The organism is Amycolatopsis viridis (assembly GCF_011758765.1).
Classification (GTDB): Bacteria; Actinomycetota; Actinomycetes; order Mycobacteriales; family Pseudonocardiaceae; genus Amycolatopsis_E; species Amycolatopsis_E viridis.
Map to the genome: position 1 here is coordinate 2992858 of NZ_JAANOU010000001.1, position 18919 is coordinate 3011776.

General features: G+C 72.2%; 22 protein-coding genes. 10 read left to right on the top strand and 12 right to left on the bottom strand.

Features of this window, described 5'->3' with window-relative positions; all coding sequences use genetic code 11:
• Nucleotides 1–95: 95 nt before the first annotated feature.
• A complete protein-coding gene (locus FHX46_RS14805; RefSeq protein WP_167114672.1) occupies nucleotides 96–974 on the bottom strand; it encodes a LysR family transcriptional regulator in 879 nt (292 codons plus the stop codon).
• An 89-nt stretch (nucleotides 975–1063) separates the two neighbouring features.
• Between FHX46_RS14805 and FHX46_RS14810 the strand changes: the two genes are divergently transcribed.
• Both FHX46_RS14810 and FHX46_RS14815 read left to right on the top strand, forming a co-directional pair.
• The gene (locus FHX46_RS14810) at nucleotides 1064–1420 is read left to right on the top strand and encodes a YybH family protein (RefSeq protein ID WP_167114675.1); all 357 of its coding nucleotides are present in this window, start codon (nucleotides 1064–1066) and stop codon (nucleotides 1418–1420) included.
• Nucleotides 1421–1563: 143 nt separating this feature from the next.
• Nucleotides 1564–2352: a putative protein N(5)-glutamine methyltransferase gene (locus FHX46_RS14815; protein ID WP_167114678.1), complete on the top strand. Its 789-nt coding sequence runs from the start codon at nucleotides 1564–1566 to the stop codon at nucleotides 2350–2352.
• Here the strand turns inward: FHX46_RS14815 and FHX46_RS14820 are convergent.
• Genes FHX46_RS14820 through FHX46_RS14830 form a run of 3 tightly spaced genes read right to left on the bottom strand, consistent with a single transcriptional unit; the run spans nucleotide 2327 to nucleotide 3914 of the window.
• Nucleotides 2327–3034 carry a FadR/GntR family transcriptional regulator gene (locus FHX46_RS14820; RefSeq protein ID WP_167114681.1) on the bottom strand — a complete coding sequence of 236 codons (708 nt, stop codon included), beginning with the start codon at nucleotides 3032–3034 and terminating at the stop codon, nucleotides 2327–2329. The two genes, FHX46_RS14815 and FHX46_RS14820, sit on opposite strands and share 26 nt — an antisense overlap.
• A 39-nt stretch (nucleotides 3035–3073) precedes the next feature.
• On the bottom strand, nucleotides 3074–3562 hold the full coding sequence (locus tag FHX46_RS14825) for a DUF1990 family protein (RefSeq protein ID WP_167114684.1): 489 nt from the start codon (nucleotides 3560–3562) through the stop codon (nucleotides 3074–3076).
• Between the two features lie 16 nt (nucleotides 3563–3578).
• On the bottom strand, nucleotides 3579–3914 hold the full coding sequence (locus tag FHX46_RS14830; RefSeq protein WP_167114687.1) for a cupin domain-containing protein: 336 nt from the start codon (nucleotides 3912–3914) through the stop codon (nucleotides 3579–3581).
• Nucleotides 3915–3984: 70 nt separating this feature from the next.
• Here FHX46_RS14830 and FHX46_RS14835 point away from each other — a divergent pair, with 70 nt between their 5' ends.
• Nucleotides 3985–4935, top strand: a complete 951-nt coding sequence (locus tag FHX46_RS14835; RefSeq protein WP_167114690.1) for a GlxA family transcriptional regulator — start codon at nucleotides 3985–3987, stop codon at nucleotides 4933–4935.
• Between the two features lie 401 nt (nucleotides 4936–5336).
• On the opposite strand, the gene FHX46_RS14840 is transcribed toward FHX46_RS14835, so the two are convergent.
• Nucleotides 5337–5702: a winged helix-turn-helix transcriptional regulator gene (locus FHX46_RS14840; RefSeq protein WP_167114693.1), complete on the bottom strand. Its 366-nt coding sequence runs from the start codon at nucleotides 5700–5702 to the stop codon at nucleotides 5337–5339.
• 86 nt (nucleotides 5703–5788) lie between these two features.
• Between FHX46_RS14840 and FHX46_RS14845 the strand changes: the two genes are divergently transcribed.
• Complete coding sequence (locus FHX46_RS14845; RefSeq protein WP_167114696.1) at nucleotides 5789–6454, top strand: NADPH-dependent F420 reductase; 666 nt, start codon at nucleotides 5789–5791, stop codon at nucleotides 6452–6454.
• A gap of 122 nt (nucleotides 6455–6576) precedes the next feature.
• Here the strand turns inward: FHX46_RS14845 and FHX46_RS14850 are convergent, their stop codons facing one another.
• Nucleotides 6577–6918, bottom strand: coding sequence for a hypothetical protein (locus FHX46_RS14850; RefSeq protein WP_167114699.1), 342 nt, complete (start codon nucleotides 6916–6918; stop codon nucleotides 6577–6579).
• 194 nt (nucleotides 6919–7112) lie between these two features.
• Between FHX46_RS14850 and FHX46_RS14855 the strand changes: the two genes are divergently transcribed.
• Nucleotides 7113–7502 (top strand): VOC family protein, encoded by a 390-nt coding sequence (locus FHX46_RS14855; RefSeq protein ID WP_167114701.1) that lies wholly within the window; start codon nucleotides 7113–7115, stop codon nucleotides 7500–7502.
• Here FHX46_RS14855 and FHX46_RS14860 read toward each other — a convergent pair.
• On the bottom strand, nucleotides 7499–8635 hold the full coding sequence (locus FHX46_RS14860; RefSeq protein ID WP_167121474.1) for an RNA polymerase sigma factor: 1137 nt from the start codon (nucleotides 8633–8635) through the stop codon (nucleotides 7499–7501). The genes FHX46_RS14855 and FHX46_RS14860 overlap by 4 nt on opposite strands.
• 8 nt (nucleotides 8636–8643) lie before the next feature.
• Nucleotides 8644–9051: a YciI family protein gene (locus FHX46_RS14865; RefSeq protein WP_167114705.1), complete on the bottom strand. Its 408-nt coding sequence runs from the start codon at nucleotides 9049–9051 to the stop codon at nucleotides 8644–8646.
• Nucleotides 9052–9249: 198 nt separating this feature from the next.
• Between FHX46_RS14865 and FHX46_RS14870 the strand changes: the two genes are divergently transcribed.
• Nucleotides 9250–10233, top strand: coding sequence for a GlxA family transcriptional regulator (locus FHX46_RS14870; protein WP_167114707.1), 984 nt, complete (start codon nucleotides 9250–9252; stop codon nucleotides 10231–10233).
• 83 nt (nucleotides 10234–10316) lie between these two features.
• Nucleotides 10317–10919: an isochorismatase family protein gene (locus FHX46_RS14875; RefSeq protein WP_167114710.1), complete on the top strand. Its 603-nt coding sequence runs from the start codon at nucleotides 10317–10319 to the stop codon at nucleotides 10917–10919.
• 76 nt (nucleotides 10920–10995) lie between these two features.
• Here the strand turns inward: FHX46_RS14875 and FHX46_RS14880 are convergent, their stop codons facing one another.
• Both FHX46_RS14880 and FHX46_RS14885 read right to left on the bottom strand, forming a co-directional pair.
• Nucleotides 10996–11679 (bottom strand): ABC transporter ATP-binding protein, encoded by a 684-nt coding sequence (locus FHX46_RS14880; RefSeq protein ID WP_167114713.1) that lies wholly within the window; start codon nucleotides 11677–11679, stop codon nucleotides 10996–10998.
• Nucleotides 11676–12764: an ABC transporter permease gene (locus tag FHX46_RS14885; protein ID WP_167114716.1), complete on the bottom strand. Its 1089-nt coding sequence runs from the start codon at nucleotides 12762–12764 to the stop codon at nucleotides 11676–11678. Before FHX46_RS14885 ends, FHX46_RS14880 begins: the two co-directional genes overlap by 4 nt.
• A 172-nt stretch (nucleotides 12765–12936) precedes the next feature.
• On the opposite strand from FHX46_RS14885, the gene FHX46_RS14890 reads away from it, so the two are divergent.
• Both FHX46_RS14890 and FHX46_RS14895 read left to right on the top strand, forming a co-directional pair.
• Nucleotides 12937–14157: a sensor histidine kinase gene (locus FHX46_RS14890; protein WP_167114719.1), complete on the top strand. Its 1221-nt coding sequence runs from the start codon at nucleotides 12937–12939 to the stop codon at nucleotides 14155–14157.
• The gene (locus FHX46_RS14895) at nucleotides 14154–14789 is read left to right on the top strand and encodes a response regulator (protein WP_167114721.1); all 636 of its coding nucleotides are present in this window, start codon (nucleotides 14154–14156) and stop codon (nucleotides 14787–14789) included. Before FHX46_RS14890 ends, FHX46_RS14895 begins: the two co-directional genes overlap by 4 nt.
• A gap of 72 nt (nucleotides 14790–14861) precedes the next feature.
• Here the strand turns inward: FHX46_RS14895 and FHX46_RS28250 are convergent, their stop codons facing one another.
• The gene (locus FHX46_RS28250) at nucleotides 14862–15374 is read right to left on the bottom strand and encodes a CGNR zinc finger domain-containing protein (protein WP_208400156.1); all 513 of its coding nucleotides are present in this window, start codon (nucleotides 15372–15374) and stop codon (nucleotides 14862–14864) included.
• A 63-nt stretch (nucleotides 15375–15437) separates the two neighbouring features.
• On the opposite strand from FHX46_RS28250, the gene FHX46_RS14905 reads away from it, so the two are divergent.
• Nucleotides 15438–16178: a DUF6196 family protein gene (locus FHX46_RS14905; RefSeq protein ID WP_167114724.1), complete on the top strand. Its 741-nt coding sequence runs from the start codon at nucleotides 15438–15440 to the stop codon at nucleotides 16176–16178.
• A gap of 313 nt (nucleotides 16179–16491) precedes the next feature.
• On the opposite strand, the gene FHX46_RS14910 is transcribed toward FHX46_RS14905, so the two are convergent.
• On the bottom strand, nucleotides 16492–18876 hold the full coding sequence (locus tag FHX46_RS14910) for an ATP-binding cassette domain-containing protein (RefSeq protein ID WP_167114727.1): 2385 nt from the start codon (nucleotides 18874–18876) through the stop codon (nucleotides 16492–16494).
• Between the last annotated feature and the right edge of the window lie 43 nt (nucleotides 18877–18919).

Sequence of the window (18919 nt, forward strand, 5' to 3'; positions counted from 1 at the left end):
TGGCGGTCCACCCCGGCGGGCGAGGCGGGTGCCGGTCAGGCATCGCGTCCCACCCTAGCCACTGCAGCGGTGGGAGATCGGGTTTGCCACGTGCGTCAGCGCAGGCGGGCACGCGCGTGGTTGAGGAAGACCCGCGCCGCGGGGCTGACCGGGCCGTCGGCACGCCACAGCAGCGCCAGGCTGCCCCGCAGCGGCGGATCGGTGATCGCGACGGCGTGCAGGTCGGACCGCCCGGCGGGCACGGATGCCGGCAGGATCGCCACACCCAGCCCGCGGGCGGCGAGGTCGCCGAGGACGGTGGGGTGGCCGGCCTCGAACCCGATCCGCGGCGCGAAGCCACGCGCCGCGCACGCTTCGTCCAGGCGGGCCCGCAGCCCGGTGCCGGGTGGCAGGCTGACCAGCCGGCGGTCGCGCAGCGCCTCGAGCGGAACGCTGTCGCGCCCCGCCCACTCGTCGTCCTGGCCGACCGCCGCAACGATCGCCTCGTCGGTGAGGACCAGCACGTTCAGGCCGGGTGGCTGCTCGCCGGTGGCCAGGCTGGCGATGGCGGCGTCGAGCCGGCCGCCGCGGACGTCGCCGGTCAGCTGCTCGGAGCGGGCCTCGACGAGCGTGATCTCCACGCCCGGGTAGGCGTCGTGGAACGCCGCGAGCAGGCCGGGCACGTCGAAGCTGTGCGAGGTGACCATGCCGAACGCGATCCGCCCCCGGACCAGGCCGCGGAACTCGTCGGCCACGAGCCGGGCCCCGGCGACCGCGGCCAGCGCGGCGCGGGCGTAGGGCAGGACGGCGGCACCGACCTCGGTCAGCCGCACGGTGCGCCCGGACCGGTCCAGCAGCTCATGGCCGAGCTCCCGTTCCAGCCGGCGGACCTGCGCCGACACCCCCGGCTGGGCCACGTGCACGCGTTCGGCGGCACGCGTGAAGTTGCCTTCCTCGGCGACGGTCACGAAGTACTCGAGCTGCCGCAGTTCCATAACCGCTGATTCTAGCGGCGAGACCGAGCAGCTCTTGGACTTCTCGTTCGAGCTGGGCGAACCTGGACGTGCTGGAAAGGAGAGCAACCATGATCGAGAAGGCCACCAAGCCGGAAGACCTCGCCGTGATGTTCGTCGAGCGCGCCAACGCCCGCGACGCCGAGGCGCTGTCGGAGCTCTACGCCGAGGACGCCGTGCTGGCGTTCCCGCCCGGTTCGCAGACCGTGGGCCGGGACGCGATCCGGAAGGTGCTCGAGCAGATGCTGGAGCAGGCGGGCGAGTTCGTCGCCGAGGAACCGATGCCCACCGTCTACCACGGCGACCTCGCCCTGACTTCCACCCGTCCCGCGGACGGCACGGGTGGCCGGGTGCAGGTGGCGCGACGGCAACCGGACGGCACCTGGCTGCGGATCATCGACCGCCCGGAGATCCGCAGCCCGCGGTGACGCCTGCGGGCGGTGCACTAGGGTCTCGATGTCCGGCACGCCGAGGAGAGGAGGTGGGTCCCGTTTCCGCCGTCGTCATCCGGGTGCTCGCCTCCGATTGCCGGTGAGGTCCGAGCGCCCGTTCTCCCCGTGAAAGGCGCTCCATGTCCACCGACACCGAAACCATCCTCGCCGGCCGGCTGCGGGCCGCCGGTTGCGTCTTCGCCGAAGACGAGGCCCGCCTCCTGCTGGCCGCCGCGCGCACGCCCGCCGAGCTCGAGGCCCTCACCGCCCGGCGGATCGACGGCGAACCCCTCGAGCAGGTCCTGGGCTGGGCTGCGTTCCGCGGTCTGCGGGTGCACGTCGAGCCCGGCGTGTTCGTGCCCCGGCGGCGCACCGAACTGCTCGTCGAGCAGGCGGCCCGGCTCGCCCCGGCCCGGGCGGTCGCCGTCGATCTGTGCTGCGGCTCCGGGGCGGTCGGCGCGGCGCTGGCCGCGGAAGCCGACCTCGCCGAGCTGCACGCCGCCGACCTCGACCCGGCGGCCGTGCGCTGCGCCCGCCACAACATCCCCGGCGAGGTCCACGAAGGCGACCTCTTCGACGCGTTGCCCGCGGAGCTGCGCGGCCGGGTGGACATCCTGGTCGCCAACGCCCCGTACGTGCCCAGCGACGCGGTCGGGCTGATGCCGCCGGAAGCCCGGCTGCACGAACCCCGGCTGGCGCTGGACGGCGGGGCCGACGGGCTCGACCTCGCGCGGCGGGTGATGGCCGGTGCGCCCGGCTGGCTCGCCCCGGGCGGGTGGGTGCTCGTCGAGACCAGCGAGCGCCAGGCGCCGGCGCTGCTGCGCGCCGCCAGTGGCGCGGGGCTCGCCGCGCAGGTCGTGAGCTCGGCGGAGCTGGACGCGACGGCCGTCGTGGGCCGCCTGGTCACTCGGGCTGACCGAGCGGGGTGAGGGTGACGGCGGTGCGGACGCCGCACAGGACGGGGTCGAGGTTGGCGACCGTGGCGGCGACGGCCGCGTCGGGATCCCGCCGTTCCAGCGCGTCCAGGAGGTCGGCGTGGGCGGGGGAGGAGTCCGGCAGGTGGGTTTCGTGACGCACCAGGTCGGTGAGGATTTCCCGCAGTACCGGCTCCGCGGCGGTGAACAGGGTCAGCAGCAGGGCGTTGCCGGACAGCTCGACGACCGCGCGGTGGAAGGCGAGGTCGGCGTCGACGAACACCGCCGGGTCGCTGTCCCGCTCGTCCTGACGTTTCCGCAGGTCCTCCCGCAGGCGCGCGACGTCCTCGGGCCGCACCCGCTGGGCGGCGAGCCGGGCGGCCTCCACCTCCAGCGCGCGGCGCACCTCGTAGACCTCGAGCAGGCGGGCGCGGCGCACCAGCTGCCGCACATCACGGGTGGCGGGCGGCTCCCCGGTGGCGACGAAGGTGCCGGAGCCGTGGCGGACGTCCAGCAGGCCGTCCTGAACCAGCAACCGGACCGCCTCGCGCACCGACGACCGTCCCACGCCGAACTCGGCCGCCAGCCGCACCTCGTTGGGCAGCCGGTCACCGGGCCGCCAGTCGCCGCGGCGCAGGCGCTGCCGCAGCAGGCCCGCCACCTGGGGCACTACCGGTCCACGCCGCAGCTCCGTCACGGCCGCACCGTAGCACCGCAGACGTCCGAGGACCGCCGGTCACAGGGCCTGGAGGTAGCGGTTCGTCATCACACCCTCGGCGAGGTGTGCCACCGGCCCGGCCAGCCGGGTCAGCAGCGACGCCGGCCGCGAGAAGGCGGTGATCCGGAAGGTCACGGTCCCGGCAAGACCGAGCTCCACCACGAAGGCTTCCTCGCCCGATTCGGGGTGCCCCGGCAGCGTCCCGTACCCGAATCCGCGCCGCCGGTCCTCGTCCAGCACGTAGACGACGCGGACCGGCGCGGTCATGCGCAGCGGGCGGGGTCCCAGCCGCAGGTGCGCGACCGCGCCCTCGGTGACGGTGTCGGCCGCGGTGTCCACCCGCAGCCCGGCGCGCTTCTGCACCTCCCAGTGCAGCAACGCGGCTGCCGCCTCCTCGAACCGGTCCCGCCCCTGGCCGAGCACGCGGTGCCGCCGCAGGTGGCGGTAGCCCGCCGGCAGTGCGCCGCGGGTACCGCCCACCTCGGCGTAGGTGAACTCCGGAGGCATCACCCGACGATAACCCCTACCCCTCCGGGTAGAAGAGGAACAGCGTGCAGCCGCTGCTCGTCGCGGGGACGTGCCAGGTGCCGGCGGGGGCGTGCAGGAACGTGCCGGCGGGGTAGTCGCGGGCGCCGTCGTTGAACACGCCCGACACCACGTAGACCTCCTCCGGGCCGGGTTCGTGGACGTCGCGGCGCGGCCAGGACGAGCCCGCGTCCATCTCCAGGATGTTGGCGTGCGCACCGTTCACGCCCTTCCACAGTGGACGCAGCCGGATCCCGGGGAACACGTCGACGACGGGTGCTTCACTGACGGAGACGGAGGTGTAGCCCTCCTGGTCGAGGATTTCGGGATGCATACCCACACTGTGGCGTGGCAGGTCCGGCCGTCCCAGCGCCAGGAACGACACGATGGGGTACTTTCTTGCCATGCATCGCGTGGTGGCCCTGGTGCGCCCCGTCCAGTCGACGTTCGAGCTCGGCTGCGCCTCCGAGGTCTTCGGGCTGGTGCGGCGCGGCATCCCGCAGCACTACCAGTTCGACGTCTGCACCGAGCACCCCGGCCCGGTGGCCACCACCGCCGGCTACGCGATGCACGTGTCCCGCGGGCTGTCCGCGCTCGAGGACGCCGACACCGTCATCATCCCCGGCTGGTCCCCGGTGGAGGCACCGCTGTCCGGGCGAGTGCGCCGCGCGCTGCTGCGCGCACACGCCCGCGGGGCGCGGCTCGTCACGATCTGCGCCGGCGTGTTCGCCCTCGCGCGCACCGGGCTGCTCAACGGCCGCTCCGCCACCACCCACTGGGAGCGCGCCGACCAGCTGCAGCGGGAGTTCCCGCAGATCAAGGTCGAGCTGGACGTGCTCTACGTCGACCACGGCGACGTCGCCACCAGCGCCGGTGCCGGGGCGGGCGTCGACCTGTGCCTGCACCTCGTCCGCAAGGACCACGGCGCCGAGTACGCGGCCCTGATCGCGCGCCACATGGTCATGCCGCCGCACCGCGACGGCGGCCAGGCGCAGTTCGTGCCGCCCGCCCCGCCGGAGGACGACCTCGACGGGCTGCTGGAGTGGGCCGGCGAGCGCCTCGGCACGCCGTTGTCGGTCGCGGATCTGGCCGCGCACCTCAACGTCTCGCCACGCACGCTGGCCCGGCGCTTCGCCGAACAACTCGGCACCAGCCCCGGCGCCTGGCTGCTGTCGCGCCGGGTGGCCGAAGCCCGCGGCTTGCTGGAGGAGACCGAGCTGCCGGTGGAGGCCATCGCGGCCCGCGTCGGCCTCGTCTCCGCGGTCAACCTGCGCCGCCGCTTCCGCGCCCACGTCGGCACCACCCCTGGCGCCTACCGGCGGGCGTTCCGGGTCGCGTTCCGCGCGGCGTCCTGACGTTCCAGGAGTGGGACCGGAATACGCCAGAAGCGGTCCGCGGACTTCAGCAGTTGCTGGTCAGCCGCGTCGACGTGGGCCGGACAGCGTCTCGGTGGCCTCGTGCACGGCGGCGGGGCCAGGTTTGACGTAGCGCCGGACTGACCGCACGGACCTGTGCCCGCTTTCGTCATGACGACGTTGGCGGAGACGTTGGCCTCGCCGAGATGCGTGGCCGAGGAGGGCCGGAGCTGGTGTAGTCGGAGCCCGTCGGCGTCGTGGGCGAGCAGGATGCGGCCCGGGCGCGGCCGGTCTCCGGGCAGATGTCCTTGGGGTCGGTGGTGGTCAGGCGGTGCGGGCCGGTGCTCCGACAGGAACCGTAGGTCGGCGCCATAACGACCCGGTACTCGAGTCCCGGGTCGTTATGGCGTTGTTGACGGGCCGGTGAGTTCTGCTTGGTTGTCGGCTGCCCACTGCGCGAGCTGCGCCAGGGGCCCGTTCGCGAAAGACTCGCCGAGCGGGGTGAGCTGGTAGATCGCTCCGGTCTGCGGTGCCGGTCGCTCTGTATTGCGGGCTTTGGTGACGAGCCCGCACGCTTCGAGGCGTTGGAGCGCCTGTGTGAGGACCTTGTCGCTGACCCCTGCGACGCGGATGAGTAGCTCGTTACGTCGCGTTGGCCCCATGCGGAGGGCCGACAGGATGACCGAGTCCCAAGCGTGCCTGATGAGCTCAATCGCCGTGCGCACATGGCAGTCGGAAACGAAGGTTTGGCAGGACCCATCGATCACGAGCCGAGTCTCGCACACGTCGCCTACCAAACGGTAGGAACCTGGCTCGTAGCGTTCCCAAGGACACCTACCCGAAGGAGATCGTTGTGAACGTGGGCATCTTGGGCACCGGGAACCTGGCCGTGACGCTTGGCCGCGCGTGGGCGCTGGCCGGCCATTCGCTGTTGGTCACCGGGCGCAACCCGCTGCACGCCAGTGAGGCCGCCGCCCAGATGGGCGATGCGGCAAGTGCCGTCGACCCCGTCGACTTCGCGGGCAGGGCCGACGTGGTCGTAGCCGCGATCGCCTGGGAAGGGCTCGAGGGGGCCGTTTCTCTCGTCGGAGGTGCCCAGGGGTCCTTGGCCGGCAAGACCGTGATCGACTGCACCAATGCGGTGGACTATGCGACCGGTGAACTGAAGCCTGCGTCCGGCTCGGCGGCTGACCTCGTGGCTCGCTCGGCGCCCGGAGCGTCCGTGGTCAAGGCGCTCCACCTGTTCGCCGGAGCTTCCTGGCCCTACGTGGGACCGAAGGAGACGGCGCCGGTCGTGGCGATCTGCGGTGACGCGCAAAGTGCCCTTGATCTCGCCGCGGCGCTGATCGGGGACCTCGGCGGGCAGACCGCCGTGGTCGGAGGGCTCGCCAGCGCCCGGCAACTGGAGGAAGCCGCAGGATTCGTCATGCGGGTCGTGGCGGCGGGCCACAACCCGAGGCTCGCTGTGCCCGACGTGGACCCGGCGTCGCTCAGCGCAGCAGGCACCACGAGCAACTGAGCCACCAGGACCGTGCGGAGAGGGCCTTGATCCGACGTCATGGCCCTCTCCTCGCCGCTTATCTGGAAAGACTCACCGCAACGCTCCTCCGCGGGGTTGAGGGCCGATCCTTTCCGGCCCGTCTACATCCGCTCGTCGCGGGGGAGATGCGTGCTGTGCGCGTCGAACGCGCGCTGCCGCTCCCAGTCGCTCAGCAGGAACAGGAACGGACGGCCCGCGCACCGCGGGCACACCGTCGCGCACGCCACGTCGTAGCCGTCCGTCCGGGAGAACACCGACGTGACCACGCGCAGATCATCGGCGGCGCCGCAGCCCTCGCACTGCGTGCCGAGCGGGCAGTCCCGGTGCCCGGCCAGGCTCTCCCGCGGCGCGTCGAAGGCGAGGTTGTCCAGGTCGTCGGCGTCCTGCCACACCGGACGGTGCTCGCGGAGGCGCCGCAGGCGGCTGCGGAGCTTGGTCACCATCGCGCTCGTCCCTTCCCGCCGTCGTCACGTCCGGTCCCATGGTCGACCGGCCGGCGACCGACGGCGGGCACAACACCCGGCCGTGCCGGCGAAACGACCTGACCGGGTGACCGCGGGACCAAATGCTCTGGCCCGGCTCAGGGCCCGTGGCTAGCGTCGGTTGTTCCCTCATCGGCCAACCGCAGGAGGCGGGAATGAGTGGCAAGATCGTGCACTTCGAGATCCCGTTCGACGACGGCGAGCGCGCTCGTGGCTTCTACCGCGAGGCGTTCGGGTGGAACGTGATGGTGATGCCCGAGATGGACTACACCATCGTCACCACGGGCCCCACCTCGGAGCAGGGCATGCCCGCCGAACCCGGGTTCATCAACGGCGGCATGTTCACCCGCGCCGAGTCCGCCCCGAAGAACCCGGTGCTCACGATCGACGTACCCGGCATCGACGCCGCACTGGAAAAGATCGAACGGCTCGGCGGGTCGAAGCTGGTGGGGCGCACCGAAATCCCGGACATGGGCTACTACGCGTACTTCACCGACAGCGAGGGCAACGTCCTGGGCCTGTGGGAGAACAAGCCGCAGAGCTAGCCGCGCGCGTTGAGCCGGGCCGCCTGCCGCACGAGGTGGTCGCGCTCGGCCAGCGTCGGCGCCTGCCGCGCGGCCTCGGCGTAGAGCACGGCCGCCCGGCTCAGGTCGCCGTCCCGTTCGTGCAGGTACGCGGCCACCGCCGGGTACCGCGGCAGGCCCGGGTCGAGCTGGGCGAGCTCGGCGAGCCCGGCCCGTGCGCCGTCGGCCTCGCCGACCGCCACCGCACGGTTGAGCCGGACGACCGGGCTGCCGGTCAGCCGCACCAGCTCGTCGTACCACTCGACGATCTGCACCCAGTCGGTCTCGGCCGCGGTCGGCGCGTCGGCGTGCAGGGCCGCGATCGCGGCCTGCGCCTGGAACTCGCCCAGCTGGTCCCGGGCGAGCGCCGCCTGCAGGATCTCGACACCCTCGGCGATCAGGCGCGTGTCCCAGCGGGCGCGGTCCTGCTCGGCCAGTGGCACCAGGCTCCCGTCGGCCGCGGTCCGGCTCGCCCGCCGCGCGTGGTGGAGCAACATCAGCGCGAGCAACCCCGCCACCTCCGGGTGGTCGATCACGGCCGCCAGCTGCCGCGTCAGCCGGATCGCCTCGGCCGCGAGGTCGACGTCGCCGGAATAGCCCTCGTTGAACACCAGGTACAGCACCCGCAGCACGGTCGCCACATCACCCGGCTGGTCGAACCGCACCCGGGACACGGTCCGCTTGGCGCGGCTGATGCGCTGCGCCATCGTCGCCTCGGGCACCAGGTACGCCTGCGCGATCTGACGGGTGGTGAGCCCGCCGACGGCCCGCAGCGTGAGCGCGACCGCGGACGACGGCGTCAGCGACGGGTGCGCGCACAGGAAGTACAGGTGCAGGGTGTCGTCCACCGCGACAGCATCGGGCACCGGCTCGTCGGCGACGGCCTCCTCCCGCCGCCGTCGCGCGGCCTCCGCCCGGGTGGCGTCCAGGAACTTCCGCCACGCGACGGTGACCAGCCACCCTTTCGGGTCACGCGGCGGGTCGGCCGGCCACACCCGCAGCGCCTCCACCAGGGCGTCCTGCACGGCGTCCTCGGCCGCCGCGAACTCGGCTCCCCGGCGGACGAGGATCCCGAGCACTCCGGGCGTGAGGCTGCGGAGCAGCGTCTCGTCCATCAGCGTGGTCATTCGCCGACGGTGGGCGGCTCGGTCAGGAGGGGCCGCAGTTCGAGCCATTCGTGGATCGGCTTGCCGTCCGCGCCCGGTGCCGCGGACAGCTCGCCGGCCAGTTCGAGGGCGCGGTCGTAGCTGTCGACGTCGATCACCATCCAGCCCGCGATGAGGTCCTTGGTCTCGGCGAACGGGCCGTCGGTGACCGGCGGGCGGCCCTCGCCGTCGTAGCGGACCCAGGTGCCCTCCGGTGCCAGCGCCAGCTCGCCGGCGAACTCGCCGGTCGCCTCCAGACGGTTGGCGAAGTCGCGCATGTACTGCACGTGCGCCGAGAACTCGTCCCGGGTCCACTGGTCCATCGGCACGTTGTTGACCGGAGCCGGCGCGCCGCGGTAGTGCTTGAGCAACAGGTACTTGGCCATCGTGATCTCCGTGTTCTCCTCGATGCGGCCCGGCCCGGGGGTGGGCCGGTGTCACCGCGGGGACGGAGCCGGCGGCACGTTCTCGACATCCGCCGGGAGTGGTCCGGATGTTACCTGGGGCGGCACCGCGGGACGGGTGTCCGGATTTGAAAGAACCCGGTCATTGCCGCCATCGGCTCCGGCAGTCACGATGGATGCATGAGCCTCACCCGCCGCATCGTGATCGCGGTCTTCCCCGACGTCGACCTCCTCGACGTCACCGGCCCGGCCGAGGTGTTCGCGCTGGCCAACCGGGAGACCGGGGGCGCCGCGGGCTACCGCGTCCAGCTCGCCGGCCCGGTGGCCGGACCGGTCACCACCTCGGCCGGGGTGCGGCTGGTGACCGACCTCGCCTTCGCCGACGTCGACGGCGCGGTCGACACGCTCATCGTGCCGGGCGCGGTGGACCCGCACCCGGACGGGCCGGTCGCCCGGATCGACCAGGATGTGGTGACCTGGGTGAAGGCCGCCGCCCCACTGGCCCGCCGGGTCGCCTCGGTGTGCGTGGGCGCGCACCTGCTGGCCGCGGCCGGGCTGCTGGACGGCCGCACCGCGACCACCCACTGGTCCACGGCGGCGCAACTGGCCGCCGACCACCCGTCCGTGCGCGTCGACCCCGATCCGATCTTCGTCCGGTCCGGCAACGTGTGGACCGGCGCCGGGATCAGCGCCTGCATGGATCTCGCACTGGCGCTGGTGACCGAGGACCTGGGGGAGGAGGTCGCCCTGGCCGTGGCCCGCCAGCTGGTCGTCTACCTCAAACGGCAGGGCGGGCAGAGCCAGTTCTCGGTCCCGCTCAGCCGGCCGCCGTCGACGCGGCGGGACATCGACGAGCTGCGGATGTTCATCGCTGACCACCTGGACGACGACCTGTCCAGCGCAGCGCTCGCTGCCCGCATGTGCCTGAGCGAGCGGCACTTCGCCCGCGTGTTCCGGCGCGAGACCGGCACCACCCCGGCCGCCTACGTCGAAGCGGCACGGGTGGAGGCGGCCCGCCGCCTGCTGGAGAGCACCGACGAGCCGCTGGACCAGATCGCCGCGGCCTGCGGGCTCGGCTCGGTGGAAACCCTGCACCGGGCGCTGCGCAAGCAGATCGGCACCACCCCGGCGGCCTACCGCCGCCGCTTCCGCACCACAGCCTGAACACACCTGGTGTTCACCCCAGGGCGCGGCACCCGCCGCGTCCGTGCTGTCCCGTTTTCCCGCAACCGAACAGGAGTTCCGTCATGCCCGTTTCCGCCACCCTGCGCGAGGTTTCCGGCCTCGGCACCGAGCTGCCGCGCCTCGCCGACGCCACGCTCATCATGATCGACTACCAGAACACCTACCGCACGGGTGTGATGACCCTCGAGGGAGCCGAACCCGCCGTCGCCGCCGGTGCCCGGCTGCTCGCCGCCGCCCGCGCCGTCGGCACACCGGTCGTCCACATCGTCAACGACGGCGGCCCCGGCACCCCGTACGACATCCGGGCCGAGATCGGTGCGATCAGCCCCGAGGTCGCCCCGCTCGACGGGGAACCGGTGGTGGTCAAGCAGGTCCCCAACGCCTTCCACGACACCACCCTGGAGAAGGTGCTGCGCGACCTGGGCGCCGGCCCCGACCTGGTGCTGGCCGGGTTCATGACCAACATGTGCGTTCTGTTCACCGCCCAGGGCGCCTTCAACCTCGGCTACCGGCCGACCGTCGTCGCCGAGGCCAGCGCCACGCGGTCCCTCCCGGCACCCGACGGCAGGCCCGTGGCCGCCGACGCGCTGCACACCGCGGCGCTGACGACCATCGGCGACCTGTTCGGCACGGTCGCTCCCACGGTGGCCGACCTGACCGCCTGACCGGGCGCCGTGGTGGTGCGGCATCGGCCCGATGCCGCACCACCGCCTGCCCGGCTGCGCAGCGGTGTGACGGAGATCAGCGGGCTCCGGCGGGCACTTGGAGGCGCCCGTCGCCGATTTCGGCGACCTGGTCGACGGCCGTCAGGTGGCCGCGGTCGTGGGTGACCAGCACAGTGGCGGTGGCCCGCTGGTGGGTGAGGCGGATGATCAGGTCGATCACGGCGGCGCCTCGTTCGTGGTCGAGGGCACTGGTGGGCTCGTCGACCAGCAGGACGGTCGGGTCGTTCATCAGGGCGCGGGCGATGTTGACGCGCTGGCGCTGGCCGCCGGAGAGCTGGTGCGGCCGGCGGCCGGCCTGGTCCGCGAGGCCGACCGCGTCGAGAAGTTCCCTCGCTCGGTCCCGCGCGGTGCGGGGGTTGCGGCCGGCTATCTGGGCCATGACCTGGAGTTGTTCGACTGCGGTGAGTGAGGGCAGCAGGTTGGGCTGCTGGAAGACGACGCCGATCTTGTCGCGCCGTAGTTCGGCGAGTTTGGCGCGGCTGAGACCGGTGGTGGTCCGGCCGTCGATGGTGACGGTACCGGCGTCGGGGGTGACCAGGGTGGCGGCGACCGCGAGGAGGCTGGACTTGCCCGACCCGGAGGGACCGACCACGGCAGTCAGAGTGCCCTTGGTGACCTCCAGGCTGACCTGGTCCAAGGCGGTCAGGCGAGCCTCGCCGTCGGCGTAGGTGAGCGTGATTCCGGTCAGGTGCAGGCTCATCGCACGCTCCCCAGGGCGGTCAGAGGGTCGACAGAGGTGATCCGGCGAATCGACAGGACGGCTCCAAGAACGCCGAGGAGGACCATCACCGCGGCCGGGAGCACGACGGTGGCGGGGGCGAGGAGGAACGGCACGGCGGAGCCGGACACGAGCGCGCCCACGGCGGCGGCGATGCCGGTGCCGACCGAGGCGCACCCGACGAGCAGGACGACGGCCTGTCCGAGAGCGTCCTTGAGGAGACTCCCGGTGGAGGCGCCGAGCGCCTTGAGGACAGCGACGTCACCGCTGCGCTGGATGGTCCAGACCGTGAAGAAGGCCCCGACGACGAGGGCGGAGATGGCGAACAGGAAGCCGCGCATCAGCTGCAAGGAGCCGTTCTCGGAGGAGTAGGAGCCGATTGCGGACAGCGAGTCCTCGGTCGCGACCGTCGTGGTGCCGGCCTGGCGATCCGTGAGCGCCGTATCGGCCTGGGAGGTGGTCTGCAGGGCGATGACGGTGGCCCGCGGGCCCAGCTCGCTGCCGGTGGGCGGTGCGGTCTTCTGCCAGGTGTCCAAACTGGTCCAGATCACCGGGAGGTGGCTGAAGTGCCCGTCGCCGCCGACCGCGGCCACCTCCAGTTGCCGGCCGGACAGCGTGAGGGAGTCGCCGGGCTGCACGCCGAGGTCGGCGGCGGCCGCGGTGGACAGCACCGTCGCGCTGCTGGTGATCTTGTCGCTGTGCGGGGCCAGGCGGGAGCCGGGCCCGACGCCGAAGGCCGACACCCCGGTGCTCCTGTCCCCGGCGGTGGCCTTGGTAGTGGTGATTCCCAGCGGCTCGGCGTGCTCGACACCGGGCGCCGCGGACCACTGTTGCCACTGCCGCTCGGTGACGGTGGAGTTGGAATACGACAGCTCCTGCCCGCCGCCCGGCGCCTGGAAGGCGATCTTGTCGGCGGGCAGGTCGGTGATCGCGGAGACGTTCTGCCGGCCCAGTCCTGCCGTCAGTCCGGACAGCAGCCCGACCAGCAGCGTGATCAGCACGATGACGGACGCCATCAGGGCGAAGCGCCCTTTGGCGAATTTGAGGTCTCTCCAGGCGACGAACACAGCCTTGGCCTGTCCTTTCCGGTGGGGAAGCGGTATCAACCCCACCGTCGCCGCCGGCCCCCGGTGCGCGCATCCGACGCCGGACCGCACTTCGCGGGCCGGAAGGTGGCACCGTGGTTCCAACTTCCGATAGAGGCCCCGGGGGGCCGGTCTCCGTAGTCTGGAACGCACTGTGAACACCGCTGCTCCTGTCCTGACCCCGACCAGCCGGGCCCTCGCCTGGTGCCTGCACCTGCTGGTCATCGGCCTGCTCGCGCTGGCCGTCGGCCGGGCTGTCTCCGCCGGCGGCCCGCATGCCGCGTGGATCGTCGCCGCGTCGGCGGCGTGCTGCGTGATGTACTCGTTCGGACCGGCGCTGCCCGGCATCCGCCGCTCGCGGGGGGCCGCCGCGCTGTGGCTGGCCGCCGTCGGCGCCTGCTGGCTGGTGCTGCTCGCGCTGTCTCCCGACGCCGTGTGGGTGGCCTTCCCGCTGTACTTCCTGCAGCTGCACCTCTTGCCGTGGCGCGCCGGTCTGGCGGCTGTGATCGCGACGGCCTTCGCGGCCATCGGGGGATTTGCCGCCCATCAGCACGATTTCAGTCCCGCCATGGTCGTGGGTCCCGCGCTCGGCGCGGCGGTGGCGGTCGCGGTGGTGTGGGGGTACCAAACGCTGTACCGGGAGAGCGAACACCGCCGCAGGCTGATCGAGGAGCTCACCGCCACCCGCGCCGAGCTGGCTGCCGCCCAGCACACCGCCGGTGTCCTGGCCGAACGCGACCGCCTGGCCCGCGAAATCCACGACACCCTCGCCCAGGGCCTCTCGAGCATCCAGTTGCTGCTGCGCGCCGCGGAACGGGCTCTGCCCCAGGCACCGCAGACCGCGGCCCGCCACGTGGACCAGGCACGGCAGGCCGCCATCGACAACCTCGCCGAGGCCCGCCGCTTCGTCGCCGCCCTCACCCCGCCCACCCTGGAAGGCACCACCTTGGCCGGCGCGCTGGAACGCGTGTGCGCCACCACCAGCACCCGGCACCGGCTCACCACACGCTTCCACCTCACCGGCGACCCCGCCCCGCTCGCCACCGCGCACGAGACCGCCTTGCTGCGCATCGCCCAGTCCGCGTTGGCCAACATCGTCCGACATGCCGGCGCCACCACCGCCGAGATCACCCTCAGCTACCTCGGCGACCACGTCGCCCTCGACGTCGTCGACGACGGACGCGGTTTCGAGCCCGACCGCCTGCCCGCCCCCGACCCGGAATCCGGCGGGTTCGGACTGGCGGCCATGCGTGCCCGCGCGAAGGCACTCGGAGGCACGCTGACCGTCGAATCCGCCCCCGGCCGGGGCACCGCCCTGGCCGCTCAGCTGCCACTCACCCCGCCGGCCGAGACCGAACCCGGGGCCCGGCCGTGACCGACACCCCCATTCGCCTGCTCCTGGCCGACGATCACCCCGTCGTACGGGCCGGGCTGCGCGCCGTGCTGGAGACCGAGCCCGGCCTCGTCGTCGTGGCCGAAGCCGCAACCGCCGAGGACGCCGTCGCCCGCGCCGGCGGAGGCGACATCGACGTCGTGTTGATGGATCTGCAGTTCGGCGCGGGCATGGGCGGTGCCGAAGCCACCGCCCGGATAACCGCCTTGCCGCGAGCACCCAGGGTGCTGGTCGTCACCACCTACGACTCGGACGCCGACACCCTGCCCGCCATCGAAGCGGGTGCCACCGGCTATCTCCTCAAAGATGCCCCACCCGAAGACCTCGCCGCCGCCGTGCGCACCGCAGCGGCCGGGCGCACCACGCTGGCGCCCACTGTCGCGGACCGGCTGATGAACCGGCTGCGCACCCCGGGCACCGCCTTGACCCGGCGCGAGATCGAAGTCCTCGCCCTGGTCGCCGAAGGCCTGTCCAACCAGGCGATCGGCGCACGCCTCCATCTGACCGAGGGCACCGTCAAGTCTCATCTGGCCCGCATCTACGTCAAGCTCGGCGTCGAGTCGCGCACCGCCGCCGTGGCGACCGCCACCGATCTCGGCCTCATCCGCCGCTGACGGGCGTGGTGGATGTCAGCCACCGTCCCCGCATCAGCGGGTTCGGTTCGAGCCGGAAAGCTCGGCGGATGCTCAACCGTGACGCCGGGCGTGAGCGGCGACCCGGGCGCGGTTGCCGCAGATCCGGCTGTCGCACCAGCGGCGGTGCGCGCGCGTGGAGACGAAGACCTTGTGGCAGCCCTCGCCCTGGCACCGTCGCAGCTGCTCGGCCTGCTGACCGAGGAGGAAATCGACGAGCGCCCGGCCGAGCAGGTGCTGCACGGCCTCCGGGCCGGTCCCGTCCAGTGCGACGCCGCCGGGGACGGGCCGTATCCGGAAGCCGGCAGGGGAGAGGCCGGGACCGGTGGCGAAGTCGAGTTCCTCCGCCGGTGGCCGCTCGCCGGCCGCGATGCGGTGCAGGACGAGCTGGGTGGCGTCCCGGTGTGCGAGGACGTCCGGCAGATGGTCCGACCGCAGCTCGGCGGCGCAACCCGCCAGGGCGGGCCACGGCCGGGCCCAGGCCCGGAACCGCTCGAGGGTCGCGATGCGGTCGCGCTCACGGGAGGACCGGGTGTTGGCGAACGCCAGGGCCAGTGGCTCGGTCATGCTCCGGACTCTAACAAACTAATGGGTTGACCCATTAGTTCTCCTCGTGCCAGGCTGCCACTCATGGTGTCGATCTCCCGGGAAACGGGTGCCCAAACCGAAGCCCGGCTGCGCAGGGTGTTCCGCACGTCTGCCATCGAGTGGCTGGACGGAGCGTGGACCTTCGTCGAAGGTGCCGACGCGGCGCGCCGCGATGACGCGATCGCGCTCATCCGCGACGAGGGACGGTCGAGCGCGCTCTGCCCGGCCACCGGGGACGGGGAGCGGTTCGCCGTGTTCCGCGTGGTGCTCCCACGCGGTGCCGACGACAGCGGGTTCGTCGGCTGGCTGGCGTCCCGGGTCAAGGCGTCGACCGGAAGCGGGCTGTTCGTGATCTGCGGGCAGGACAGCGACCGTGGCGGGATCTTCGACTACTACGGTGTGCCCGAGGCCGCGGCCGGGGAGGTCCGGCAGGTGCTCGATCGCCTGTCGCGCACCGAGGGCCTCGACGGCGTCGTGTTGCGCACCGTGGCGACGGCGGACAACTCCGCCCTGGGCCCGGACACCGTGTTCTGCTTCGAGCAGCGCGGTGACGCGATCACCGCGCGCTACGGCGGCAGCGGGATCACCGACGGCTGGCTCGCCGGCACCGTCGACGGCACACAGGTCCAGTTCCACTACCTGCAGGTGCAGGCCGACGGAACCGTCGACAGCGGCCGGTCGGCGGGCGAGGTGACCCGGCTGCCCGACGGGCGGTGGAGCCTCACCGAACACTTCACGTGGGCGAGCCGGGAGGGCAGCGGCACCAACCGCTTCGAGGAGTAGCACGACGCACTACTTGACATAATGTGCATTATCGGCGCATTGATCAGGCGGCCCGGCGGCGTGCCTGGGATCTCGGGAAACCGCTGGAAACACCGCGCCGAGCTCACAGTTTGGCGCGGCGACGGTGCGTGCTTGTGCTGCTGGAGCGTGTAAAACCGTCCGGCCGTTCGACGGCCAGCGCCCGTCCGGCCCAGCTCCTGACACGATGGCGCCGCCGCGCCGGCGGAAAGCAGCCCGCCGACCGACGCGAGGTCGCCCGATCGCCCGTTTCCGGGTGGCCCGCCGGACCACCCGGAAAACGTCACGTGACGTTTCAGCTGACGTAGGCGGCGAGGTGCTCACCGGTCAGCGTGGCGCGCGCGGAGACCAGGTCGGCCGGTGTTCCCTCGAACACGATCCGGCCGCCGTCGTGGCCGGCGCCAGGCCCGAGGTCGATGATCCAGTCCGCATGGGCCATCACCGCTTGGTGGTGCTCGATCACGATGACCGACTTGCCCGAGTCCACCAGCCGGTCCAGCAACGCCAGCAGCTGCTCGACATCGGCTAGGTGCAGACCCGTCGTCGGCTCGTCCAGGATGTACACGCCGCCCTTCTCCCCCATGTGGGTGGCCAGCTTCAGCCGCTGCCGCTCACCACCGGACAGCGTCGTCAGCGGCTGGCCCAGCGTCAGGTACCCGAGCCCGACGTCCGCCAGATGGGTGAGGATCTTGTGGGCCGCCGGCACCTTCGCCTCGCCGTCACCGAAGAACGCCTGTGCCTCGGCGACCGGCATGGCGAGCACCTCGCTGATGTCCCGGCCGCCGAGCTTGTACTCCAGCACCTCGGCCTGGAACCGCTTGCCCTCGCACTCCTCGCAGGTGGTGGCCACGCCCGCCATCATCGCCAGGTCGGTGTAGATGACCCCGGCGCCGTTGCAGGCCGGGCAGGCCCCCTCGGAGTTCGCGCTGAACAACGCCGGCTTCACGCCGTTGGCCTTGGCGAACGCCTTGCGGATCGGCTCGAGCAGCCCGGTGTAGGTCGCCGGGTTGCTGCGCCGCGACCCCTTGATCGCGCCCTGGTCGACCGTCACCACGCCGTCCCGGCCCGACACCGACCCGTGGATCAGCGAGCTCTTGCCCGAACCGGCCACACCGGTGACGACGACCAGCACGCCGAGCGGGATGTCCACGTCGACGTCGCGCAGGTTGTGGGTGTTCGCGCCCCGGATCTCCAGCTTCCCGGACGGGGTGCGCACCGACGGCTTGAGCGTGGCGCGGTCGTCGAGGTGCCGTCCGGTGAGGGTGCCGCTGGCGCGCAGCCCCTCGACCGTCCCCTCGTACACCACCTGGCCGCCCCCGCTGCCCGCGCCGGGGCCGAGGTCGACGACGTGGTCGGCGATCCCGATGGTTTCCGGCTTGTGCTCGACGACCAGGACGGTGTTGCCCTTGTCGCGCAGCTGCAGCAGCAAGTTGTTCATCCGCTGGATGTCGTGCGGGTGCAGCCCGATGCTCGGTTCGTCGAACACGTAGGTCACGTCGGTGAGCGACGATCCGAGGTGGCGGATCATCTTGGTGCGCTGCGCCTCACCGCCGGAGAGTGTCCCGGAGGGACGGTCCAGGCTGAGGTAGCCGAGCCCGATCTCGACGAACGAGTCGAGCGTGTGCTGCAGCGACGCCAGCAGCGGGGCGACGGACGGTTCGTCCAGGCCCTTGACCCATTCGGCGAGGTCGCTGATCTGCATGGCGCAGGCGTCGGCGATGCTGATGCCGTCGATCTTGGACGAGCGGGCCTCGGCGGTGAGGCGGGTACCCGCGCACTCGGGGCAGGTGGCGAAGGTGACCGCGCGCTCGACGAAGGCGCGGATGTGCGGCTGCAGAGCTTCCTTGTCCTTGGACAGCATCGACTTCTGGATCTTCGGGATCAGGCCCTCGTAGGTGAGGTTGATGCCGTCCACCTTGATCTTGGTGGGTTCCTTGTAGAGCAGGTCGGTCAGTTCGCGCTTGGTGAACTTGCGGATCGGCTTGTCCGGGTCGAAGAAGCCGCAGCCGGTGAAGATGCGGCCGTACCAGCCGTCCATGCTGTAGCCGGGGATCTTGAGCGCGCCGTCGTTGAGCGATTTGCTGTCGTCGTAGAGCTGGGTCAGGTCGATGTCGGAGACCCGGCCCATGCCCTCGCAACGCAGGCACATGCCGCCGGTGATGGTGAAGCTCCGGCGCGACTTCACGGTCCGGCCGCCGCGTTCGGTGGTGACGGCGCCCGCGCCGCTGATCGAGGCGACGTTGAAGGAGAACGCCTGGGGCGAGCCGATGTGCGGCTGGCCGAGGCGGCTGAACAGGATGCGCAGCATCGCGTTGGCGTCGGTGGCGGTGCCGACGGTGGACCGCGGGTTGGCGCCCATGCGTTCCTGGTCGACGATGATCGCGGTGGTCAGCCCGTCGAGCACGTCGACGTCGGGCCTGCCGAGGGTCGGCATGAAGCCCTGCACGAAGGCGCTGTAGGTCTCGTTGATCAGCCGCTGCGACTCCGCCGCGATCGTGCCGAACACCAGTGAGCTCTTGCCCGAACCCGACACGCCGGTGAACACCGTCAGGCGCCGCTTGGGCAGCTCGACGCTGACGTCCTTGAGGTTGTTCTCGCGGGCGCCGTGCACGCGGATCAGATCGTGGCTGTCGGCGGCGTGGGACGCGGGCCGGGTGCCGGCCTTCGCGGCCTTGGTCATCGGGTCTCCCTGTCAGGTCGGGCGCTGGTGGCGGCGGGCGGGC